General features: G+C 58.5%; 16 protein-coding genes and 11 tRNA genes. 3 read left to right on the plus strand and 24 right to left on the minus strand.

What is annotated here, in order from left to right:
• Window positions 1–60: 60 nt before the first annotated feature.
• The 24 genes from OS242_RS02465 to OS242_RS02580 all read right to left on the minus strand — a co-directional run bounded on the left by OS242_RS02465 (window position 61) and on the right by OS242_RS02580 (window position 16,416).
• Complete coding sequence (locus OS242_RS02465; RefSeq protein ID WP_267150073.1) at window positions 61–831, minus strand: alpha/beta fold hydrolase; 771 nt, start codon at window positions 829–831, stop codon at window positions 61–63.
• The gene (locus tag OS242_RS02470) at window positions 791–1,801 is read right to left on the minus strand and encodes a branched-chain amino acid ABC transporter permease (protein WP_267150074.1); all 1,011 of its coding nucleotides are present in this window, start codon (window positions 1,799–1,801) and stop codon (window positions 791–793) included. The genes OS242_RS02465 and OS242_RS02470 overlap by 41 nt, the downstream gene beginning before the upstream one ends.
• Window positions 1,802–1,807: 6 nt before the next feature.
• The gene (locus tag OS242_RS02475) at window positions 1,808–2,668 is read right to left on the minus strand and encodes a branched-chain amino acid ABC transporter permease (RefSeq protein ID WP_267150075.1); all 861 of its coding nucleotides are present in this window, start codon (window positions 2,666–2,668) and stop codon (window positions 1,808–1,810) included.
• A 19-nt stretch (window positions 2,669–2,687) separates the two neighbouring features.
• Window positions 2,688–3,398, minus strand: a complete 711-nt coding sequence (locus OS242_RS02480; protein ID WP_267150076.1) for an ABC transporter ATP-binding protein — start codon at window positions 3,396–3,398, stop codon at window positions 2,688–2,690.
• Window positions 3,376–4,149: an ABC transporter ATP-binding protein gene (locus OS242_RS02485; RefSeq protein ID WP_267150077.1), complete on the minus strand. Its 774-nt coding sequence runs from the start codon at window positions 4,147–4,149 to the stop codon at window positions 3,376–3,378. The genes OS242_RS02480 and OS242_RS02485 overlap by 23 nt, the downstream gene beginning before the upstream one ends.
• A gap of 90 nt (window positions 4,150–4,239) precedes the next feature.
• The gene (locus tag OS242_RS02490) at window positions 4,240–5,457 is read right to left on the minus strand and encodes a substrate-binding domain-containing protein (RefSeq protein ID WP_267150078.1); all 1,218 of its coding nucleotides are present in this window, start codon (window positions 5,455–5,457) and stop codon (window positions 4,240–4,242) included.
• Window positions 5,458–5,528: 71 nt separating this feature from the next.
• The gene (locus OS242_RS02495; RefSeq protein ID WP_267150079.1) at window positions 5,529–6,557 is read right to left on the minus strand and encodes a 3-oxoacyl-ACP synthase; all 1,029 of its coding nucleotides are present in this window, start codon (window positions 6,555–6,557) and stop codon (window positions 5,529–5,531) included.
• Between the two features lie 62 nt (window positions 6,558–6,619).
• Window positions 6,620–9,850 (minus strand): BTAD domain-containing putative transcriptional regulator, encoded by a 3,231-nt coding sequence (locus tag OS242_RS02500; RefSeq protein WP_267150080.1) that lies wholly within the window; start codon window positions 9,848–9,850, stop codon window positions 6,620–6,622.
• A gap of 84 nt (window positions 9,851–9,934) precedes the next feature.
• Window positions 9,935–11,443, minus strand: a complete 1,509-nt coding sequence (locus tag OS242_RS02505; protein ID WP_267150081.1) for an acyl-CoA synthetase — start codon at window positions 11,441–11,443, stop codon at window positions 9,935–9,937.
• Entirely contained in the window at window positions 11,443–12,183 is a 741-nt protein-coding gene (gene fabG, locus OS242_RS02510) for a 3-oxoacyl-ACP reductase FabG (protein WP_267150082.1), read from the minus strand. Before fabG ends, OS242_RS02505 begins: the two co-directional genes overlap by 1 nt.
• A gap of 141 nt (window positions 12,184–12,324) precedes the next feature.
• Window positions 12,325–13,458 (minus strand): tRNA 2-thiouridine(34) synthase MnmA, encoded by a 1,134-nt coding sequence (gene mnmA / locus OS242_RS02515; protein ID WP_267150083.1) that lies wholly within the window; start codon window positions 13,456–13,458, stop codon window positions 12,325–12,327.
• 103 nt (window positions 13,459–13,561) lie between these two features.
• Window positions 13,562–14,992 carry an NAD(P)/FAD-dependent oxidoreductase gene (locus OS242_RS02520; protein ID WP_267150084.1) on the minus strand — a complete coding sequence of 477 codons (1,431 nt, stop codon included), beginning with the start codon at window positions 14,990–14,992 and terminating at the stop codon, window positions 13,562–13,564.
• A gap of 154 nt (window positions 14,993–15,146) precedes the next feature.
• The gene (gene sspK, locus OS242_RS02525; RefSeq protein WP_267150085.1) at window positions 15,147–15,326 is read right to left on the minus strand and encodes a small acid-soluble spore protein K; all 180 of its coding nucleotides are present in this window, start codon (window positions 15,324–15,326) and stop codon (window positions 15,147–15,149) included.
• A 91-nt stretch (window positions 15,327–15,417) separates the two neighbouring features.
• Window positions 15,418–15,494, minus strand: a tRNA-Ile gene (locus tag OS242_RS02530).
• Window positions 15,495–15,519: 25 nt separating this feature from the next.
• Window positions 15,520–15,593: transfer RNA gene (locus OS242_RS02535), tRNA-Gly, on the minus strand.
• A 4-nt stretch (window positions 15,594–15,597) separates the two neighbouring features.
• Window positions 15,598–15,689 (minus strand) — tRNA-Ser (locus OS242_RS02540).
• A gap of 20 nt (window positions 15,690–15,709) precedes the next feature.
• Window positions 15,710–15,786, minus strand: a tRNA-Asp gene (locus tag OS242_RS02545).
• A gap of 3 nt (window positions 15,787–15,789) precedes the next feature.
• Window positions 15,790–15,865, minus strand: a tRNA-Met gene (locus OS242_RS02550).
• Window positions 15,866–15,901: 36 nt separating this feature from the next.
• Window positions 15,902–15,977, minus strand: a tRNA-Val gene (locus OS242_RS02555).
• 4 nt (window positions 15,978–15,981) lie between these two features.
• A tRNA-Glu gene (locus OS242_RS02560) sits at window positions 15,982–16,058 on the minus strand.
• A 3-nt stretch (window positions 16,059–16,061) separates the two neighbouring features.
• Window positions 16,062–16,137 (minus strand) — tRNA-Asn (locus OS242_RS02565).
• 15 nt (window positions 16,138–16,152) lie between these two features.
• A tRNA-Ala gene (locus tag OS242_RS02570) sits at window positions 16,153–16,228 on the minus strand.
• A gap of 9 nt (window positions 16,229–16,237) precedes the next feature.
• Window positions 16,238–16,314 (minus strand) — tRNA-Arg (locus OS242_RS02575).
• A 19-nt stretch (window positions 16,315–16,333) separates the two neighbouring features.
• Window positions 16,334–16,416, minus strand: a tRNA-Leu gene (locus OS242_RS02580).
• Between the two features lie 168 nt (window positions 16,417–16,584).
• Here OS242_RS02580 and OS242_RS02585 point away from each other — a divergent pair.
• From OS242_RS02585 to OS242_RS02595, 3 genes are read left to right on the plus strand one after another with little or no spacing between them, the layout of a single operon-like run.
• Window positions 16,585–18,183: a spore germination protein gene (locus OS242_RS02585; protein WP_267150086.1), complete on the plus strand. Its 1,599-nt coding sequence runs from the start codon at window positions 16,585–16,587 to the stop codon at window positions 18,181–18,183.
• A 10-nt stretch (window positions 18,184–18,193) separates the two neighbouring features.
• Window positions 18,194–19,387, plus strand: a complete 1,194-nt coding sequence (locus tag OS242_RS02590) for a Ger(x)C family spore germination protein (protein ID WP_267150087.1) — start codon at window positions 18,194–18,196, stop codon at window positions 19,385–19,387.
• Window positions 19,384–19,617 (plus strand): hypothetical protein, encoded by a 234-nt coding sequence (locus OS242_RS02595; protein ID WP_267150088.1) that lies wholly within the window; start codon window positions 19,384–19,386, stop codon window positions 19,615–19,617. Before OS242_RS02590 ends, OS242_RS02595 begins: the two co-directional genes overlap by 4 nt.
• Window positions 19,618–19,628 lie beyond the last annotated feature (11 nt).

A 19,628-nucleotide genomic window follows, 5' to 3' on the forward strand; every position in this document is an offset into this window, starting at 1 on the left:
AGAGCAGTTACACGAAAACAGAAAAAATCCCGAAGGCCGTGCGCCTTCGGGATTTTTTTGTTACGCAAACCGGGCGGCAAAACGGAGCAGATCTTCCACCATCCGCTCCGGTGCTTCCACGTTGGGCGAGTGACCGATGCCTTCGTACAGCACCATTTCACTGTCCGGGATCGCCTGCTGCGTGCGTTCCATCATGTCGAGGGCGATCAGGGAGTCCATGTCGCCGTAGATGATCAGCGTCGGGAGCGATGTCGCTGCGAGAGCCTCGCGATAGTCGGTCTCACCGAGCGAGATGTAATTGGGGATGCAGGTCGGGCCCGCGATCATCGCGTCGTCGACCAACGCTTCGAACAGTTCGCCTTGGGCCGCGGTCGGCATGACGGCCGCCAGCGACATTTTCATCAGGTTGCGGTCGGCGATCATCTGCTCGATCAGCGGACGACGCTCTTCCGGGGTGACGATCCCTTCTGCCGGAGCGGAGTTGACCAGCACCATCCCTTTAAGCAAGCCCGGCGCTACCGTGGCGATGTCCATCGAGATCGCGCCGCCCATCGAGTGGCCGACGGCGATCACGTTTTGCAGACCGAGTTCCTGCACCAAGGCCCGCACGTCCGCGCTGTATTGCGGAACGCTGTTGCCGCCCGGCGCTTCACTTTTGCCGCAGCCGCGCAGATCGACGCGCACCACGCGGTGCGTCCGGGCCAGCGTGTCAAACATCGGGTCCCACCAGCGGGACGAAGCGACGTTGCCGTGTATCAGGAGCAGGGTTTGTTCTCCCTGCCCCGCCTCCTCATAGTACAGATTTACCCCGTTGATCCGTTTGTGCGGCATCACGCTTCCCCCTCTCCGAACTTCGTGCCCATTTGTCGCGAATCGTCCCGATGATGCCTTTCGGGAAATACATCACGATGACGATGTAGATGATGCCAAAGAAGATCAGCCACCGTTCAAAGATCGGGTGTACCGACGCCAGCGACGAGAGCCACTCGTTGGCGAACGTGATCACCCCGGCTCCGAGGATCGCCCCGGTCAGCGTGCCGACGCCGCCGATGATCGTCATCAGCAGAGCGCTGATCGTCTGGTCGAGGGAAAACACCGTCGTGGAAACATAGCGCTGCAAGACGGCCCACATCCCGCCCGCCATCGCGGCGACCATGCCGGAGATGACGATGGAGACGAGCTTGTACTGGAGCACGTTGTAGCCGAGCGACTCGGCACGGCGTTCGTTCTCGCGGATCGCTTGCAACACCCGGCCGAGCGGCGAATCGACGACGCGGCGCAGGAACAGAAACATCACGACGAGGAAGCCCAGCGCGATGAAGTACAAGGAGACCCGCTCGCGAAATAGCTCCGGCACCCGGATGTACGGAATGCCGTCATTGCCGCCGGTCAGCGAGCTCCATTTCTCGGCGACGATAAAGAACAGCTCGGCAAACGCCAGCGTAATCATCGAGAAATACACGTCCTTGACGCGCAGGGACAGCACCCCGAGCAGCAAGGCCACCACCGCCGAAAACACGATGGCGATCAGGAAGGCGACAAACAGCAGATTGGGGTTTTCCATCTTGGTCAGCAGGATGCCGACCGAGTACGCCCCCGTTCCGAAGAAGATCGCGTGGCCGAACGACACGATCCCCGTGTAGCCGAGCAACAGGTCGTAGCTCATGCCGTAGACGGCGAGAATGAAGACCTGGATCAACATCAACATCAAAAATTGCGACGTGCCTACGAACGGCAGGATCGCCAGCAGGACGAGCACCGCCGCGAGCAGCCATTTATTATTGAAAATACGCTCTCTCATCCTCGATCACCTCCGCAGTCCGAACAAACCTTCCGGCTTTAAGATCAGCACCAACGCCATCAACGCCACGTTGACGGCCAACGCCGCTTCCGGCAGATAGTACGCCATCAACGTCTGCGTGATCCCGACCAGCACCGCGCCGATGGCCGCGCCGACAAAATTGCCGATGCCGCCGATGACGATGACGATAAACGCCGCCAGTTGGTTTTGCATCCCGATCTCCGGGTGCAAGGAGCCAAACGACGGACCTGCGATCACCGCGCCAAACGACGCGAGACCGGCGCCAAACGCGAAGACCAGCGCAAACACTTTGCGCACGTCGATGCCGAGCGCCTGCACCATCTCCGGGTCTTGGACACCGGCGCGGATGATGATGCCGTATTTGGTGCGGGAGAGCAGGTAGTGCACGCCGATCAGCACCAGCGCGCCGACCCCGATGGTAAAGATCCGGTAGACCGGGAACGGGTCTTGGAGGATCGTCACCACGCCCTGCAACAGCTCCGGCTTGTCAAAGCCGAGGATGTTCGGGCCAAAGAAGATCTTGATCCCTTCGGTGAGCACGATCATCAGGCCGAGCGTCAACAGGATCTGGGCGACATGATTGCCATAAAAAGGCCGGATGAAAAATCGCTCCATCACAAATCCGAGCACAAACCCGGTCGCCGTCCCGGCGAGGATCGCCAAGATGAAACTGCCGGTCGCGCCGTACACCGCCCATCCGACGTACGCGCCCCAAGCAAAGATCGCGCCGTGAGCAAAATTGAGCACGCCCATCAGGCCGAAGATCAGCGTCAGGCCGACAGCGATCAAAAAGATCAGCATGCCGAGCGCCACGCCGTTTAACAACAGATTGACTGTGAGGGACACTAGGGCTCCTCCTTCCCGCCTACAGGCCGATCCCGAGATATTTTTTCTTTACCGCTTCATCCGAGCGCACGTCCGCCATGCTGCCGCGATAGACGGTGTGACCGTCGTCGAGGATGAACACGTCGTCGCCCACTCCGCTCGCCATCAGGAAGTTCTGCTCGACGAGCACGATGGTCGTGCGCTTTTTCAGCTCCAAGATCGACTCCATCACCTTCTCGACGACGATCGGCGCGAGGCCTTTACTCGGCTCGTCGATCAGGAGCAGCCGGTTGTCATTGACAAAAGCACGGGCGATCGACAGCATCTGCTTTTGGCCGCCGGAGAGGTTGCCGCCTTTGCGCTTCCAGGCGATCTTCAGATCGGGGAACAGATCGAGCACGAAGTCTTGTCGCGCCCGCGTCGCGTCGTCCAGTTTGCGGATGGCGAGCTTCATGTTTTCTTCGACGGTCAGGTCTGAGAAGACCCCTTGGTCCTCCGGGACGTAGCCGATTCCCTTTTGCGCGATCAGATGCGGTTTGAGCGTCTGGATCTCCTCCCCGTCAAAGACGATCTGGCCCTGCTTGGCAGGAGTCAGCCCCATGATCGAACGCAGCGTCGTCGTCTTCCCCGCCCCGTTGCGGCCGAGGATGAGGGTGACGCGGCCTTGCTCCACCTCCAGATCGACGCCTTGGAGAATGTGATATTGGCCGATGAACGTCTGAATTCCCTTAACCGTTAACAGCGTCGTCATAGAGACCTCCCAGATACGCGGACTGCACCAGTTCGTTTTGCATGATCTCATCGGGTGACCCTTGGGCCAGCAGCTTGCCGTTGAACAGCACGGCCAGCGCGTCCGAGAGGCCGAGCACCATGTCGATCTTGTGCTCGATCAGCAAGACGGTGTGCTGACCGGAGTCTTTCAGCGACCGGATCACTTCGATGATCTGCGGCACCTCTTCCAGCGACATCCCGGCCGTCGGCTCGTCGAGCAACAGGACGTCCGGCTCCAGAGCGAGCAAGATCGCGATCTCCAGTTTGCGCTTGTCGCCGTGGGAGAGGTGTTTCGCCAGGTGTCCCTCTTTGCCGTCGAGGTGCGCGAGGGTCAACAGTTCCATTGCCCGCTCCTCATAGCGGTGAAACTTTTTGTAGTGGGAAAACAGGCGAAACCCGCCGCCGCTCGCCGCTTGCACCGCGACGCGGACGTTTTCCAGCACCGACAGATTGGGAAACACGTTGGTCAACTGGAAGGAACGGCCGAGGCCGAGCCGGGTGCGCTGATGCACCGGCATTTTGGTGATGTCACGCCCTTGGAAGATCACTTGTCCTGCGGTCGGTTTGAGCTGGCCGGAGATCAGGTTGAAAAACGTTGTCTTGCCCGCCCCGTTGGGGCCGATGATCGAGGTGAACGTGTGCCGTTTGATCTGAAAGCTGACATCGGAGACGGCGACATGGCCGCCGAACTGGATCGTCAGCCCTTTTGTTTCGAGCAGATAGTCGGACATCGCCCGGCACCTCCTTCTGTTAGTAGTAGAAAGCCCCACCGATGTCGGCAGGGCTACGTCATCGTTGCTTGTGGACTTTGCCTGCCGCGCTTACTTTTGAATCGGCGGCGCGGTCTCTTCCGGGCTGAGCTCTTTGACGAGCGTCGGCACGAGGTAGTCGAAACCGTCTTTCTTCTCCAGTTTGACGATGTACATCGGCTGGAGAGCCTGATGGTCTTCTTTGCGGAAGGTGTACGTGCCTTTCGCTCCTTTGACAGACATGCCTTCCAACGCCGCGATCAGCTTTTCGGAATCGGTTGAATTCGCTTTCTTGATCGCCTCGACGATGGCGATGCCGGCCGTGAAGCCGCCAGCGGTGAACAGATCCGGCGGAGCGCCGTTAAATTCTTTCTTGTGGTTCTCGACGAGCCAGTCGTTTTCCGGGTTTTTCGCCGCCCCATGGTAGTAGGCGGTCATCCCGGTCAGACCGACTGCCGACTCGCCCATCGCCTTGATGCCTGCGATATCCGGAATCCCGGTGGTGATCTTCATCTTTTCGGCGATCTTCAGTTCATTGATCTGCTTGAACAGCGACGCGCCGCCTGCGCCTGCCCAGGTGACGATCAGCACGTCTGCGCCGGACTGGGTGGCTTTCTGAAGATACGGGGTGAAATCCTGCGTGTTCAGCGGTGCGAACTCTTCCTGCACGACCGAGCCGCCCGATTTTTCAATCGCCGCTTTCCACGCCGCTGCGCTGGATTTGCCAAACACGTAGTCCGGCGCGAGGTGGAAGAATTTCTTGCCGAGGGTGTCAACCGCATATTTCGCGCCCGTTGCAGCATCCTGCGAGAGGTTGCGGCCAGTGCGGAACACATACTTATTGAAGTTTTTGCCCGTGATCTCGTCGGTTGCAGCCGGATCGACGATGATCACTTTCTTGTACTCTTCTGCCAGCGGCAGCAGAGCCAGCGCGACGGCGGAGTTGGCCGAGCCTTGGAGGATGTCGACCTTTTCCTCTTCCAGCAGTTTGCGGGCCTTTTTGATGCCCTCGTCCGGCTTGCCCGCGTCATCCTCGACGAGGACTTCGATCTTGCGGCCGTTGACTTCATTGGTGCCGCCGGTCGCATATTTGATGCCGAGGTTCAAACCGTTGATCTCCTGCATGCCGTACGCTTCCAGCGCGCCCGACTTCGAGGTGACGACACCGACCTTGATCGGATCCTTGCTGCCTGACTCGCTGCTGCCGCCGGTCGAACTGGAACTGCAACCTGCCATCAACATCGACACGGAGAGAACGGAGACGAGCCCCAGTTTGCTCCACTTTTTCATCTAACATTTCCCCCTTGTGTATATCTTTCGGAATGTTGAGGTAATTCTACCGGATGGTCGTTGCACGGGAGTTACACTGAATGCGCTTTCCCCCACTGCACCACGCATGCGTCCCACGCGTAGCCGATGCCTGCGCTGACCATGACGATGCGGTCTCCGTCTTTGATTCGGCCGTTTTCCAAGCCGAGTTCCAGCGAGAGGATCTGGTCGATCTGCCCGATGTGGCCGTACTCGGAGAGGTAGACCGATTGCTCCTCGTTCAGACCGAAGTGCCGGAGCACGTAGTCGTGTGCCGAGCGTTTCATGTGCAGGATCGAGAGGTAGTCGATATCGTCATGGGTCAGGCCGCTTTTCGCCAGTGCCTTTTCCATGACTTTAATAAAGTTGTCCATCGACTTTTGCTCCAGCCGTTGTTTCATGCCCTCGGGGTCCATGACGTCGAGATAGTTGAGTCGTTTTTCGATGGCCTCTGCGGAGATCGGGTGCTTGGTGCCGCCCGCCACCACCGCTACATCCTCCGAGAACGAGCCGTCGGTGATGATATGGCTGCCGAGGAGGACGTTTTCTTCGTGGCCTTTTTTCAAAATAACAGCCGCTCCGCCCGCTGCGAGGTTGTACATGAAGCGGGTGCGCGGATTGGTGTAGTCGATGAAGTCGCTGTTGCGGTAGCCGCCTGCGAGCAGGACCGTTTGGATCTCCGGGTCGGCGATCATCATGTCTTTGGCGACCTTCAGCGCCATGACCATCGTGCCGCAGCGCTGTTGGACGTCGAACGCCCATGCGTTGAGGGCGCCCACCTCTTGCTGGAGCTTGATGCCCGCTGTCCAGAGCGGGTACTCTTTGTGCTCTTCGCCGACGTAGATCACGAGGTCGATCGTCGCGGGGTCGATGCCGCCTTTTTCAATCGCCCGTTGCGCCGCCCAGATACCCATCTGGCAGGTGTGATCGTCGGGACCCGGGATCGTCTTGCGCGAAAATCCCATCTTGGTCTCGATGATCTCCTGCGGGATGCCGCTCTGTTCGCTGATCTCGCGGCTGGTCTGGTATGTGGACGGAAGGTAGACTCCCGTGCTGACGATGCCGATTGCAGTCTGATTCATCAAACAAAACCTCCTTGTGCCGAAGAGTCTAGCACAAGGAGGTTGCATGAGAGTTACTGTCGTTACGCCCCCTGCGCGCCCCGCACGAATCGTTGGTAGAGGCGGGTCGTCTCCTCCATCGGGGCGAGCCCGAGGTGGTCGTCGAGAGCGGTGACGCATTTTTTATAAGTGGCGATCACGAGGTTGCGATGGCCGAGCAGATGGTAGCTCTGCATCAGCAGGCGGTACGCGAGCTCCCACGCCGGGTCGACGGCGAGGATCTTCTCGCAGCAGAGGATGACTTCGTCGTGCTCTTCCCGCTCCCGGTGCCACACCGCCAGCCGCTCCAACACGCGCAGATACAGCGTGCGGATGCGCTCCCGTTCATGGGCGCACCAGTCGAGATACGGATAGTCGTCAAAAAAATCGCCCTGATACAGCCGCAACGCCGCCCGCAACGACCGCACGGCCTCCGCGCCGGAGCCGGACAGCCCCGCCTCCGCCAACGCTTCAAACTCCTGGACATCGATCCACACCGCCGCCTCTGTCTGCAGACGGTACGCCGTGTCCAACCGGTCGATAAAGAACGAGTTGGCCCGCGCCTCCCGCTTGGGTTCCAAAGCGTTTGCCAGCGCGTTCATCGCCACTTTGAAATCGCGATTGGCCGTCTTTTCGTCGTCGTCCGGCCAGAGCAGGTCGTAGATCTCCTCCCGCTGGAAATATTGACCGTGGCGAGTGACGAGCAGTTGGAACAGTTGGCGGGATTTTTCCCGCTTCCACTCTTTGCGCCCGACCTCCTCCAGCCCGCGGCACACGGCAAATTTGCCCAAGGTATAGATGCGCAGCGTGTAACCCGGATGCCGCTCCAGCGACCGGAATCCCATCCGGCGCAAGATCGGGTCGGCCGCCTTCAACCCCAGCGCGTCGCGGGCCTCGATCAGCGTCGGCACACACATCTGCAGATCGCTCGGGCCAAACAGCGTCCGTTTCACAAACAGGTCTTCGTACCCCCCTGCCGCCACGTTTTCCAGCAGCTGCGGCGTGACGGCTGAAAACGCTTCTTCCTGCCCCGTGCGGTGATAGGCGATGCTCAGCCAGAGCTGGACATTGGTCAGCAAAAAGTGATCGCCGCACGCCTGAAATCCCGCTTCCGCATCGAGCAGCCAAGGCAACGCTTGCTCATAATGCCCCCACGAACCCCAGACGGAACCGATCGCCAGCCGGACCATGTTGGCACACCAGCGGTCGTGGACGTTCAGCGCGATCTCAAGACCCGCGCGGGCGTGACGTTCGGCCTGCTCCAATTCGCCGAGCAGCCCGGTGGTGATGCACAGCCCCATCAGAGCTTCCACCTTGCCCCGCTCGACAGCCAATCCCTCCGTCAGCTCAACCGCCTTTCGGTAGCAGTCCTGCGCCTCTTCCAGCCGACCTTGAATGCCGAGCGCGTGGCCGAGCCGCATGTAGCCGACCATCTCGACAAACGGCGAGCGCAACGTCTGCCCCATCCGGATGCCCTGTTCCGCATGCCACTGGCTGGAGGCCGCATCGCCAAGAAACGCGTCGATCAACGCGAGCAGCAGATGCATCTCCCGGTGCGACTTGGCGACGCGCTCGTGCAAGGCGATGCCGAGGTGCTGCTGCCGATCGACGATCTCCTGCGCCATCCCGCGGGCGTCGCGCAGACGTCCCGTCCGCAGATACAGCCGGATGTCCAGTTCGTCGCGCACGGCGGGCACGAGGAGGTCGGCGCGCTCGATCAGGAGGTTCGCTTCCTGCAGATCGCCGCTGTTGGTGTGATTTTCCGCGAGCAGGCGCAGGATCTTCGCTTGCTCCTCCGGGTGGTCGTCGCCGAGGATCGTGACCGCCTTTTGCAGCCAATACGACGCTTTGTTCGGCTGGATCGTGTCGAGGTAGACCTGCGCCTGTCCTCGGTAGACACGGCTGCGTCCGACCACATCCCGCTTGGTGATGTAGCCGCCCTCTGCCAGCCGGTACCAGTGCTCCGCCTCGTGAAATCTCGACGCGGCCCGCTCCACCTCGCCCCGCCAAAACAGCAGGCGCGGGTGTTGTTCCAGATACGAGCTCGGCAGCCGGTCGATCCAGCGACGCATCAGTTCCAATCGCCCGCTGTGCAGCAGATGCTCCCCGCTGTCGAGCAGGATGGAGATCACCTCTTCCAGATCTCCGGCCTGATCAAAATGGGACAAAGCCGCTTGCAGATCGCCTTCTTGCATATGGTGCCGGGCCGCCTCCCGATGCAGTGCCAGCCACTCTGCGACGGTCAGCGTCGCCTGCGAACGGTCGACCAAAAATTGTTGGAACAAGCGGTGATAGCGATAATCGCCCGCCCCGCCGCCGGTGACAAACAGCCCGTCCCGCTCCAGATCGGTCAGCATCTTTGCCGCATCCTCCCGACCGGTCAGTCGGTCGCAGAGCGGCGGGTCCAACAGCTCCAAGATGCAAGTGCGGCGCAGAAAATTTTGCACCGGCTCCGGCTGACGGTCGAACACTTCCTCCGCGAGATAATGGAACAGCCGCCGCCCAGGCTCCGGGTGCGTGCGCCACAGGTCGCGCAGTTCGACGCCTTGCTCCAGCCCTTTCCAGATCATCTGGAGCGCGATGACCCAGCCTTCCGTCTGCTCTTCCAGTTCGCGCACCTGTTCCGGCGCAAGGGTGATCCCGTATTCCTGCTCAAACAGCGTGTCGATCTCGTCAAACGTAAAGGTGAGTTCCTGTTTGCCGATCTTGAGCAGGTCGTAGGTGGCGTTCAATTTTTGAATCGCCGGCAGCTCCAGCGCGGTGCGGCTGCCCAGCACGAGATGCAGATGCGGCGGCAGGTAGCGGACCAGCAGATCGAGCAGCGTCCGGATCTCCGGCGTGTCGGCGACCGCATGCACGTCATCGAGGACCAGCACCGCCGGATCGGGTGCCAGTTCGACGATGTCGTTGATCAACAGGGTCAGCGCCGGTTGGAGGGCTGACGAGGTCAGCTCCGCCTCTTGCAGGAGCCGCAAAGAACGCTCTCCGATCTGCGGCTGCAACGCTTTCAGCGCGTGGATCAGATAGCGTAAAAATAAAAAGATGTCCCGCTCGCCTTCCTCGACCGAGTACCACGCGACATGGTCGAACCGGGAGCAGAGATGAGCGACGAGCGCTGTGCTTTTGCCATACCCGGCCGCCGCTTGGATGAGCGTGACCGGATAATCGGTGACGGCGGCGAACAGATCGTGCAAACGCTCCCGACGCAGACATTGCGCCTTCACGCGCGGCGGCACGAGCTTGGTGGCCAAGACGAGATGTTGTTCGTTCCTCATAGCTTCAAATCTCTCCCCACTTCCCCGGTGATTCGTAGTAGACACTATTTCTCGATTCCGCTGGGAAATACCTGCAAAAAAGGGTTAACCCGCCGAACGGGTCAACCCTTTCTCGATCTGCTTTTTGTCGATCTTGCCGACCGACGTTTTCGGCAGCTCGGCGACAAAATGGAACTGCTTGGGGATCTTGTACCCGGCCAGCTTGGCGGTGCAATGAGCCTTGAGCTCATCGCCGCCCAGTTCCGTCCCGGCCGCCAAAACAACCACCGCCGTCACCCTCTCTCCCCATTTGGGATCGGGAAGTCCGACGACCGCCACTTCACTCACGCCGGGATGCTCGGCGAGGACGTGCTCGACCTCCAGCGGATAGACGTTTTCGCCGCCGGAGATGATCATGTCCTTTTTCCGGCCCACGATGTAGTGGAATCCTTCCTCATCGCGGCGCCCGAGGTCACCGGTGCGCAACCAGCCGTCGACCAGCGTCTCCGCCGTGATCTCCAGTTTGTTCCAATAGCCGGAAAACACATGCGGCCCTTGTATCCAGATCTCACCCGTGCTGCCGGTCGGCACGTCTTGCCCTTCTTCATCGACGAGCCGGACTTGGTTGTGAAACATCGGCACGCCCACCGAGCCGATCTTTTGCCGGGCATCATCCGGGTGGATGTAAAAATTGTTCGGACCGGCCTCGGTCATTCCGTAGCCTTCTTTGAACGCGAGCCCTTTGCTCCAATATTTCTCGTAGATCCCGAGCGGACAAGGCGCCCCCCCGGAGAGAAACGTATGCATCGTGGAAAACTCCATCGCCGCAAACTCCGGCGACTCGGTCATCAGATGGTGCATCGTCGGCACGAACAGCGCGATCGTGCAGCGTTCGTCCTCCATCAACCGCAACGCCTGTACCGGATGAAAATCACCGCCGATCACCACTTTGCCGCCTGCGTGCAGGACCGGCATCGTCAGCGCGTTCAGGCCGCCGGTGTGAAACATCGGCATGTACAGCGCGGTGACATCGTGCTCCGTCAGCCCCCACGAGACCACCGTGTTGACCGAGTTCCACGTGATCGCCCGGTGGGACAGCACCGCCCCTTTGGACTGTCCGGTCGTGCCGCCGGTGTAGATGATCGCCCACGGGTCCTCCATGTCACCCGTCACCCGCTCATACGTCTCCGGCTGACCGTCTTCGATCAGCCCTGCGTACTCACCGAATGACAGAACGTTCGGAATATTAACTTTCGACGAAAGCGCCCGCCCGACCTCTGCAAATGCATCGTGGACGATCAGCAGATGCGGGGAGCAATCGCTCAGCACATAGTCCAGCTCCGGCACGGAGAAGCGATGGTTGAGCGGGACAAAGACGGTCCCCGTTTTTGCCGCGGCAAACAGCATCTCCAGATAGCAGACCGCGTTCGGCGCGAGCAGGGCGATCCGGTCGCCCTGACCCGCTCCGAGCCGTTGCAGCGCGGTTGCCAACCGGTTGACACGTCGGTCCAGCTCCGCATAGGTGAGGCGCAGTCCCGTGACGACCTCGACGACCGCCTCACGAGTCGGGGTCAGCCGGGCGCGGCTGGCGAGCCAATCGGTGACCGGGTTCATCAGAAGGTCAAGCCTCCGTCCACGCTGAGCACCGCGCCGTTGACAAAGCTCGCCTCATCCGACGCGAGGAACAGGTACGCGTTGGCGATGTCGGCCGACTGTCCAAGGCGGCGAAGCGGGGTCTTTTCCGCCATCGCGCCCAGCACCTTGTCCGGCACTTTGTCTGTCATCGCCGTGACGATAAAGCCCGGTGCGACCGCGTTAACGCGCACGCCTTTGGGACCCATCTCCTTCGCCCACGTCTTGGTCAGGCCGACGACGCCCGCCTTGGTGGCCGCGTAGTTAGTCTGGCCGATGTTGCCGTACAGCGCCACGACAGATGCCGCGTTGAGCACGACGCCGCTGCCCTGCTCCATCATCACCGGCACCGCCGCTTGCGTGCAGTTGAAGACGCCGGTCAAATTGATCGCGATCACCTGATCCCACATCGCCTTGTCCGTTTTCGTCAGAAATCCGTCGCGGGTGATGCCCGCGTTATTGATCAGAATGTCGACGCGGCCATACTGCCCGACGGCCGTCTCGACCATGCAAACCGCATCGTCTTGGTTGCTGACATCCACTTTTACAAAGACAGCCTCCGCACCTTGGGCGCGGATCTCATCGACGGTCGCACCGCCGTTCGTCTCGTCGAAATCGGCGATGATCAGTTTCGCTCCGTGTTTGGCAAACAACAGGGCTGTCTCACGGCCGATCCCGTTGGCGCCGCCTGTGATGATCGCTACTTTATCCTGTAACCGCATTAATATCCCTCCATCAAACCTTGTGCCCACATTCTAACAAACGTTTGTTACAGCACAGTTGCAACCTGTAAACGAAGACAGGAAAAAACTCCCGCCGGTTTGACCCGTTCGGGAGTTTTCTGTCGGACGGTTGCAGGGGAGTTACTTGACTTCCGCCAGATCTTTCAGCTCTTCCGGCAGTTGCTTGTGCACCACATCGATGGTGCCGCCGCCGAGGCAGGCGTCGCCGTCGTAGAATACGACCGCTTGACCCGGTGTGATCGCCTTTTGCGGCTGGTCAAACACGATCTCCGCCGTCCGACCGTCGCGCAAGTGCACCGTCACGCCTTGATCCGGCTGCCGGTAGCGGAACTTTGCGGTGCAGCGGAACGACTGCGGTTTCTCGCGGTCGCTGACCCAGTGGATGTCGGTGGCGTAGAGGCCCTCCGAGTAGAGCGCCGGGTTGTTTTCCCCTTGACCGACGTAGAGGATGTTGCGCTCGACGTCCTTGTCGATGACAAACCACGGCTCCCCCGAGCCGGAGCCGCCGATGCCAAGGCCGTGACGCTGCCCGAGGGTATAATACATCAAGCCCTCGTGCCGCCCCTTTACTTCGCCCTCCAGCGTCTGCATCTCACCCGGTTGAGCCGGCAGATACTGACTCAAAAACTCGCGGAAATTGCGCTCGCCGATGAAGCAGATGCCGGTCGAGTCTTTTTTCTTGGCCGTCGCCAGGTCGGCCTCCTCCGCGATCTTGCGCACCTCCGGCTTTGGCAGGTGGCCGATCGGGAACATCGCCTTCGAGAGCTGATGCTGGCTGAGTTGGTTGAGGAAATAGGTCTGATCTTTGTTGTTGTCCACGCCGCGCAGCAGGCGGAACTCGCCGTCGACCTCTTCGACGCGGGCGTAGTGACCGGTCGCGATATAATCCGCCCCGAGGTCGACCGCCGCATCCAGAAATTCTTTAAATTTGATCTCGCGGTTGCACAGCACGTCAGGATTTGGCGTGCGGCCTTTGCGGTATTCGTCGAGGAAATACGAGAACACTTTGTCGTAGTATTCTTTTTCAAAATTCACTGTATAGTACGGAATGCCGATCTTGTCGCATACCCGTCTCACGTCTGCGAAGTCGTCCTCGGCCGTGCAGTGTCCGAACTCGTCGGTGTCATCCCAGTTTTTCATAAACACGCCGATGACGTCGTAGCCCTGCTGCTTGAGCAGCCAAGCTGTGACCGAAGAGTCGACACCGCCGGACATTCCGACCACGACGCGGGTCTCTTCCGGTGTTTTGCTCATGTGTCAAAGCTCCAATCTGTTGCGGTTTCGTATACCATATTCTATTGTGCCCGATTGTACTAGGAGCTATATCACATTTTGCAAGAGCAGAAAAAAGCCTCCTCTAGAAAGAGGAGGTGATGTAGCGGGCCACGTGCACACCGGCAGCAGACGCTTGCGCCAGACCGCGTGTGATGCCTGCCCCGTCGCCGACGGCGAACAGACCTGCGATCTCCGTCTCAAATTTGTCGGTCAGGCGCGGACGGGCGGAGTAAAACTTCGCTTCCACCCCGTAGAACAGCGTGTGCTCCGACGCGATGCCCGGCGTCACTTTGTCGAGCGCTTCCATCATCTCGATCAGCGATTTCATCGTGTTGTACGGCAACACAAGGCCGAGGTCGCCCGGCACCGCTTCCTTCAAGGTCGGTTCGAGGAAGCCTTCCTTGATCCGCTTCTCCGTGGAACGGCGGCCTTTCAGGATGTCGCCGTATTTTTGGATGATCACCGAGCCGTTCGAGAGATCGTTTGCACGGCGGGAAATTTCTTTGGCGTACTCAATCGGCTTGTCGAACGGATCGGTAAACGTATGCGAGACCAGCAGCGCGAAGTTGGTGTTTTTGCTGCCGAGCTGCGGGTCTTTGTACGAGTGACCGTTTGCCGTCATGACGCCGGAGTGATTTTCCACGACGACGTGACCGGACGGATTGGAGCAAAACGTGCGCACGCGGGTGCCGACGCTCGTGTTGAAAATAAACTTCGCTTCATAGAGATGCTCGTTGATCTCCGCCATGATCACGTCGGTTGTCTCTACGCGCACGCCGATGTCGACCTGGTTGTTGGTCATCGTCAGGCCTTGACGCTTGAGGATCTCGCCGAGCCACTGCGAACCGTCGCGGCCCGGCCCGATGATCACCTTTTTCGCGTGGAGAACTTCGCCGTTTTTCAGCACGACGCCTTGAATTGTCTTTTTGCCGTCGATCTTCTCGACCAGCACGTCCTCGACAAACGTCTTGAACCGAGTCTCGATCTTGTTTTCCAGCGTGGCGAAGATATTTTGCAATATTTTGAGATTCTCTTCCGTGCCGAGGTGACGAACGCGTGCTTTGAGCAGTTTCAGCCCGGTAGCAGCTGCCGTGCGCTCGATCGCTGCCACTTCCTTGGTGGTCGGGTCGGTCAGAGTCAGCGTCGCGCCGTGTTCGAGGTTGATCCCGTCGGCGTACTCGATCAGGTTCAGCACTTCGGACGGCGCCAGGTAATCTTGCATCCAGCCGCCAAACTCGGTGGTGAGGTTAAATTTGCCGTCGCTGTACGCTCCTGCCCCACCCCAACCTGCGGTGATCGAGCAAGCCGGCAGACAGCCTGCGTACTCTTTTTTCTGGTGCGCCGGCGGGCATTTCACCAGTTTTTCTTCGAGGATCGGACAGCTGCGGTTAAAAATATTGTGACCTTTATCGATCAAAAGGACTTTTTTATTCGGATCGAGATGCATCAGTTCATACGCGGCAAAAATCCCGCTCGGACCTGCGCCTACAAGTATTACATCGTATGCTTGCATGGTTCGGATCTCCTTTGCACATATCTCGTTGCCTTTGCCATTGTACTAGGCATCAGCGGATCGTGCAAGGGATTTCACGAACATTTATCAATATGCAGACGATATCATTCGGATTAAAAGCGCCGCTCGGATGAGCCCGGCGGCGCGCTGTACCTCAGATCTTCGGTTCATTCGGGTAGGCATGATGCTCAGGACTTTGGGCCATGCGCGAACGCGGACGAGGCGCAATCGAGCCGTCCGGACGGAGCGCTGCGTACTCGTCGCGAGCTTTCGGGCTGTCGAGATGTTTCGGACCGCCAAAGTTGCCCGGGTGGTTGTCTTTGTTGCGCACCATGAGCACATCCCCCTTTGTGAAGTTCGTTTGGTACGTGGGTTAGCATGCCCATGCAAAAAGACCTGATTCACGAGGAATCAGGTCTTTCATTTGGTGGGCCCAAGAAGATTCGAACTTCCGACCTCACGATTATCAGTCGTGCGCTCTAGCCAACTGAGCTATGGGCCCATTTGTTTTTGTCCAGAAAAACAAATGGAGCGGGTGATGGGAATCGAACCCACGCTGTCGGCTTGGGAAGCCGATGTTCTACCATTGAACTACACCCGCGAAATGGCGGAGAGCAAGGGATTCGAACCCTCGATACGCTTTTGACGTATACTCCCTTAGCAGGGGAGCGCCTTCGACCGACTCGGCCAACTCTCCGTACCTATAAAGTTGTAAAATGGCGGAGCTGACGGGATTCGAACCCGCGGTCTCCCGCGTGACAGGCGGGCATGTTAGGCCACTACACCACAGCTCCATGTGGTTGCGGGGACAGGACTTGAACCTGCGACCTTCGGGTTATGAGCCCGACGAGCTGCCAACTGCTCCACCCCGCGATGGTGTGTCTCTGTGAGACATGGTAATTATGAAAATGGTGGAGGTTGACGGGATCGAACCGCCGACCCTCTGCTTGTAAGGCAGATGCTCTCCCAGCTGAGCTAAACCTCCGAAATGGTGACTCGTACGGGATTCGAACCCGTGAATGCCGCCTTGAAAGGGCGGTGAGTTAAGCCGCTTCTCCAACGAGCCGTATGGCTCCTCGAACAGGATTCGAACCTGTGACCATCCGATTAACAGTCGGGCGCTCTACCAGCTGAGCTATCGAGGAATAAAAAATGTGTACTGGTGGAGATAAGCGGATTCGAACCGCTGACCCCCTGCTTGCAAGGCAGGTGCTCTACCAACTGAGCTATACCCCCAGAAGTAAATGGCGTGCCCAGAGAGATTCGAACTCCCGGCCTTTTGATTCGTAGTCAAACGCTCTATCCAGCTGAGCTATGGGCACATGATATGAAGTTGAAAAGTGGTGCGGATGAAGGGACTCGAACCCCCACGGTTGCCCGCTGGTACCTAAAACCAGTGCGTCTGCCAATTCCGCCACATCCGCGGAGTCTTTCTGCCATGAGCACCGTGCGTGTCGTTGCCCTGTGAAAACTAATATACAGGATCTCGCCGTCCGATGCAAGTGGAAATTGATTGGATTTTTTTCGACTCATAAATTTTGACAGTTCATCAAAAGATAACCTTGGATAATGAAAACTAGGAGAATCCGATCATGAACCGCATTCGCAGAGGACGGAAAAAAGGCGGGGCTCCCCTGTTGGATGCCCGCGAGCTTCGTTTGGAGGATGACTTGGCTCAGAACCTGACAGAAGATCTGGTCAAAAATCACGCGCTGATCCAAGACATCTTTCGCAACTGTTCCGACTTTGTCTGCCATGAAATTGTGAGTGCCGACGGCCGAAAGATGCTCACCCTCTATATAGAGGGTTTGATCAACACAGAACAGCTCACTCAACAAGTGATCGGACCTTTGCAACAAACACCTCTCCCGAAGCACGACACGACGGCAGACGGTACGATCACTTCGCTGCAGGAATCTGTCCTTCCGAACAGCTCCGTCAAGACCGTCACGGACCTGACCACGCTGACCCAAAGCGTGCTGAGCGGTCATGCAGCGGTTTTGGCGGAAGGAGCCGCGCAAGGGTTGGTCGTCTCCTTGCAAGGCTGGAAACCCCGCAGCATCGAAGATCCGCAAGGCGAATCCTACATACGCGGACCGCGAGAAGGGTTCACAGAAGATATCCGCACCAATGCGATCTTGATTCGCCGCAAACTTCAAACCAACCGGCTGAAAGTGGAATCGTTTACCATCGGGGAGCTTTCGAACACAAAAGTTGAGCTCCTTTATGTCGAAGGGATCGCCTCGGAAACGATCTTAGCCGAAGTTCGCCGTCGTCTCTCCCGCATTCAGATCGACGGAATCTTTGAATCCGGCTATATCGAAGAGCTGATCGAGGACAGTCCCTATACCCCCTTCCCGCAGATTCAGAATACAGAACGCCCCGATGTGACGGCCGCCAATCTGCTGGAAGGAAAAGTGGCGATCCTCGTCGACGGCACGCCGTTTGTCCTGCTGTTGCCCTATACGTTTTGGAGCGGATTGCAAAGCGGCGAAGATTACTATGAGCGGTTTATGATCTCCACGCTGATTCGCTGGGTGCGCTATCTGTTTCTTTTCATCGCCCTGCTCTTCCCTTCGCTCTATGTGGCGGTGACGACGTTTCACCAAGAGATGATCCCCACCAACCTGCTGCTCTCGATCTCCGAAGCGCGGGAAGCCAGCCCCTTCCCCGCCTTGGTCGAAGCGCTGATCATGGAGGTCACGTTTGAAGCGTTGCGGGAAGCGGGCGTGCGTTTGCCCAAGCAGGTCGGTTCCGCGATCTCGATCGTCGGGGCGTTGGTCATTGGACAAGCGGCCGTGCAAGCGGGGATCGTCTCGGCTCCGATGGTCATCATCGTCTCCCTCACCGCCATCGCATCGTTTACGATTCCCCGCTTCAATTTTGCCGTCAGCATCCGGATCTTGCGATTTCCGTTGATCTTGCTGGCCGGCACGCTGGGGTTGTACGGGATCACGATCGGACTGATCTGCATGTTGATTCATCTCAATTCCTTGCGTTCGTTCGGGGTGCCCTATCTGTATCCCGTCGCCCCTTTCTCGATGCGTGATCTCAAAGATGTGTTGGTTCGTGCCCCGATCTGGAAGATGACCCTCCGTCCCCATTCGACTGCGCCCGAGAATGAAACCAGAATGCCGAGCGGGCAGATGCCGAGCCCCGACAGAGGGACAAAGCCCGACAGGAAGGAATGAACAGGCAGACATGAACATCAAATCGGCGTTTGTGACTTTCACACTCCTCTCCGGCGTTCTGCTGAGCGGTTGTTGGGACCGGGAAGAGATCAACGACATCGCCCTGTCCATGGGCGGTGGCATCGATTGGACAGAAGATGAAAAATTGCTCGGCACCAGTTTGTTCGCCATTCCCTCCAAGGTGGGCGTCGGACCGAGCTCAGGCGGAGGCGGAGGCGGCGAAGGCGGAGGAAAAAAAAACTTTTTCGTCCAAACCTCAACCGGGGAAAACATCAACGATGTGTTCCAAAAACAGCAGACCAAACTGTCGCGGCGCGTCTTCACCTCCCATCGGCGAGTACTGGTCCTCGGGGACCGGCTGGCCAAACACGGGATCAAAAACATCCTCGACTATTACGGCCGCGACCCCACCACGCGGCTTCGCACTTTCGTCGTGGTGGCAAAGGACAGTGAGGCACAAGAGATCTTGAAACTCCGCTATCCCATCGAACGGGACCCGTCAGAGGCGATCCGGGAAATCGAGCAATTGATCAGCGGCACGCAAGTGACGATTCGAGACTTGATGCTTTCCGTCTCCAGCGAAGGTGCGTGTCCGATCATGGCAGCGATTGAACCGGTAACCGTCGGGGGCTCCAAAGAGAAAACGTTAAAACTGTCGGGCACGGCCGTCTTCAAAGACGATAAACTGGCCGGATATCTCGACGCAAAAGAAACGATCGGATTGCAATGTCTCACCAACAAACTGAAAAACGCCTCCCTCATGGCCACCTTGCCAGGCAAACAGGGCAATCTCAATGTCGTCGGCTTGGACATGAAACGAAAACTCAAATTTACCTATCAAGGGGATCAGGTCCACATTCAGGTAGATCTGAAAGGGAACGGCATCATCAATGAAAACAACACCAATCTGGACTTGAGCAACCCCAAAAACATCCAGATCATGCAAAACGCCGTGCAAAAGACGCTGCAAAAACACATCCAACAGGCCATCGACAAAGCGCAACAAGACTTTCAGGCAGACATGTTCGGATTTGGCGACGAGATCCACCGCTACGATCCAAAGCGATGGAAAGCGATGAAAGACCGGTGGGATGAGATCTTTCCGAAGTCAACGATCACCTGTGCCATTCAGGTCAAGATCACGCGTTTCGGAATGTCAGGCCCACCCTTGCAATTGCAGGAACAGGAGGTCAAAACGCAATGATCGCTCAGATCGTGCTCTTCCTGTTGTTCATCGCCCTGCTGAGTATTTTCCAAGTGCGGAGCCTGCTCTCCCAGCAAAAAAAGAAAGAGATCGCGGTCTACCTGACGCTCATGTCCGGTGCCGGGCTCATCGGCGCCTTGATGCTGGCCGGGATCGAAGTGCCGAGCCCTGCCCCGCCGATCCGCGCGATGTTCGAACCGATCTCCAAAATGATCTTCCCCAAGCCGTAAAAAGGGAGGCA

The organism is Tumebacillus lacus, assembly GCF_026410385.1.
In the GTDB taxonomy this organism is placed as follows: domain Bacteria; phylum Bacillota; class Bacilli; order Tumebacillales; family Tumebacillaceae; genus Tumebacillus; species Tumebacillus lacus.